Annotated in this window: 3 protein-coding genes; all 3 read right to left on the bottom strand. The window is 66.3% G+C overall.

Features of this window, described 5'->3' with window-relative positions; translation table 11 throughout:
• Window positions 1-654 (bottom strand): type II secretion system F family protein (locus tag AB4Y84_RS17185; protein ID WP_442250519.1); only part of this gene is annotated, 654 nt, incomplete at its 3' end.
• Between the two features lie 24 nt (window positions 655-678).
• Window positions 679-2,400 (bottom strand): type II secretion system ATPase GspE, encoded by a 1,722-nt coding sequence (gene gspE, locus AB4Y84_RS17190; protein ID WP_099820353.1) that lies wholly within the window; start codon window positions 2,398-2,400, stop codon window positions 679-681.
• Window positions 2,401-2,535: 135 nt separating this feature from the next.
• Window positions 2,536-3,234, bottom strand: a 699-nt coding sequence (locus tag AB4Y84_RS17195; protein WP_442250520.1) for a S8 family serine peptidase, incomplete at its 5' end; no start/stop codon positions are given.

Genomic DNA, 3,234 nt, shown 5'->3' on the forward strand with positions numbered 1-3,234 from the left:
CAGCTGCAGCACCAGGTTGGTGAACCACGGCAGCGCCACGTCCAGGCTTTCGTACATCTGTGCGAACTGCGGCACCACATAACCCAGCAGGAACAGCAGCGCACCACCCACCACCACCAGCAGGATCGCCGGGTAGACCAGCGCGTTGATCACCTTGCCCTGCAGCGCACGGCTGCGTTCAAGGTAATCGGCCAGGCGTTGCAGTGTGTCGTGCAGGCTGCCACCGGCTTCACCGGCGCGCACCATGTTCACGTACAGGCGCGAGAACAGGCCGTGCTGGCGCTCCAGCGCGGTCGACAACGGCGCGCCACCGCGCACCACGTCGCGGATGTCGGTGATCGCGCGGCGCGAGCGCTCGTCTTCGGGCAGGCTGAGCAGGATCGACAGCGCGCGGTCCAGTGGCTGCCCGGCACCGAGCAGCGTCGCCAGCTGCTGGGTGAACTGCAGCAATGCCGCGCCCTGCAGCGGACGCTGGCGGAACAGGCCGCGCAGGCTGCTGCCGCCAACCGCACCACCGTCGGCCAGCTGCGTTTCCATCGGCAGATGGCCCTGGTCCTGCAGGCGAGCGACCAGCTCGGCCTCGCTGGCCGCTTCCATCTGCCCGTCGAACACTTCACCGTGTGTATTGAGCGCCTTGTAACGGTAGTTCGGCATGTCAGCGTCGTCCCTGCGCGCGCATCAGCCTTCCTCGGTCACGCGCAGGACTTCCTCAAGGGTCGTCTGCCCGCTCAGGGCCTTGCTCAGGCCGTCCTCGTACATGGTGCGCATGCCGGCTTCACGGGCGATGCGTTCGATCTCGCCCATGCCATCGCGGCGCATCACCGCACGGCGCAGCGCGTCGTTCATCACCAGGAATTCCATGATGGTGGTGCGCCCCAGGTAGCCGGTCGGCGCCAGCGCCGATGGCTTCGGCCGATACAGGTGGATCGTCCCCTGCGGCTGCAGGCGGCGCAGGTCGAAGCGCTCGATTTCTTCCGGCGAGGCTTCATAGCGCTCGGCGTGGGTTGGCTCCAGCCGGCGCACCAGGCGCTGGGCCAGGATGCCGTTGATGGTGGAGGTGAGCAGATAGTCTTCCACGCCCATGTCGAGCAGGCGGGTGATGCCGCCCGCGGCATTGTTGGTATGCAGCGTGGACAGCACCAGGTGGCCGGTCAACGCCGACTGGATCGCGATGCGCGCGGTTTCCAGRTCGCGCATTTCGCCGATCATGATGATGTCCGGATCCTGGCGCACGATGCTGCGCAGCGCATTGGCGAAATCCAGCCCGATCTGCGGCTTGGCCTGGATCTGGTTGATGCCCTCGATCTGGTACTCGACCGGATCTTCAACGGTGATGATCTTGACGTCGGCGGTGTTGAGCTGGCTCAGCGCGGTGTACAGCGTGGTGGTCTTGCCCGAACCGGTGGGACCGGTCACCAGCAGGATGCCGTGCGGCTGTTCAAGCACCTTGCGGAACTGCGGCAGGAAAGCATCGGTGAAGCCCAGCCGATGGAAGTCGAACACCACCGTCTCGCGATCAAGCAGACGCATCACCACGCTTTCGCCGTGCGCGGTGGGCACCGTGCTGACACGCAGGTCCAGTTCCTTGCCCTGCACGCGCAGCATGATGCGGCCGTCCTGCGGCAAGCGGCGCTCGGCGATGTTGAGCCGGGCCATGATCTTGATGCGGCTGATCACCGCGGCGGTCAGGTTGGCCGGCGGGCTCTCGCCTTCGACCAGCACGCCATCGACGCGGTAACGCACTTTGAGTCGGTTTTCGAAAGGCTCGACGTGGATGTCCGACGCGCGCAGTTCGACCGCGCGCTGGATGACCAGGTTGACCAGGCGGATCACCGGCGCTTCAGAGGCGAGATCGCGCAGGTGCTCGATATCATCCACTGCGCCGCCTTCGCCATCGGCGGTTTCCACGATCGCCCCCATCGCGCTGCGGCCCTGGCCGAACCAGCGCTCGACCAGGTCATCGATCTCTGCACGCATGCCCAACAGCGGCGTGACCGGCACGCCCAGTGCCAATTGCACGGCCTGCTGCGGGTAAGGGTCGTGAGCATCGGCCAGCCACAGCTGCACGCCGTGTTCATCCAGCGCCAGCGGGCACACGTGGAACTGCTTGAGGAAGCGCAGCGACAGCGGCAGGCCTTCGGCCAGCGCCTGCGGTGGCGATTCAGGCAGCTGCCGTCCTTCCAGCAGCGGCAGGCCCAGCACATCGGCGCTGGCCTGCGCCTGGTCACGTTCGGACACCAGCCCAAGCCGTACCAGCAGCCCAAGCAGGCTGCCACCGGACTCGGCATGCAGCGGCCGCGCACGTGCCAGATCTCCTTCCTTGAGCCGACCACGTGCCAGCAGCGCATCGAGGATGCGGCCTTCAGTGTCGTCGATGGCGGTGGCAGCGAGCGCGTTCACGTGACTCTCCTGTCGATCGTCCCGACTTTAGCAGTTAAGCCGTGGTTTCCACCCGCTCCGGTTCTTCTTTCGTAAAAAGACGAGGCCCGTCACACAGGTGACGGGCCCCGCTTATTCATTTACGACAGTCGGTTATTACTGGGTCGCCAGGATGCTCACCCCGCTGTAAGCGGCCTCACCCACCACCTTGATGTAGTAGGTACCGGCCACCGGCTTGGCCACGCGCACGGTTTCGGTATTGCCCGGGCGGGTCGACTTGGCATCGTTGTCGGTCGCGGTGGGCACGCGGCCCTGCGCCAGGTACACCGACACGTTGCCGCTGCCGCCGTAGGTCAGCACGCTCAGCGTCTTGCCGGCAGCCGCTTCGAAGGTATAGACGGTTTCGCTGGCGGCCGCACCGGCCAGCCCGCCCACGGTCACCTTGTTGGTCAGCGGAATGCCTTCCGGCTCGCAGTTCTCGGTGCACGGCTCCTTCAGCGCAGCATCCAGTGCGGCCTTGGCATCGAGGATGCCGGTACCGATCGGGGTGGCCGCCGGGATGGTCACCGGGAACTTGCGCGCCGACTGCTTGAGCAGGGTTTCCAGCGCGGCCGGGGCCAGCGGCTCCTTGCCCTTGGCGATCAGCGCGCTCTGCACCATGGCAGCCACCGCGGCAACGTGCGGCGAGGACATGGAAGTGCCGCCCTTGCCCATCAGCACCCACTCACCGGCGTCCGGGGTGGTTTCCGAACTGGAACCGACCTGCCAGATGTAGCCGTTCGGGTTGCCGTCGACACTGCCGCCACCGCCCGGGGCCGACAGGTCGACCGCGGTGCCGTAGTTGGAGTAATAGGT

The sequence above is a fragment of the Stenotrophomonas sp. 2YAF22 genome, from assembly GCF_052114665.1.
In the GTDB taxonomy this organism is placed as follows: domain Bacteria; phylum Pseudomonadota; class Gammaproteobacteria; order Xanthomonadales; family Xanthomonadaceae; genus Stenotrophomonas; species Stenotrophomonas indicatrix.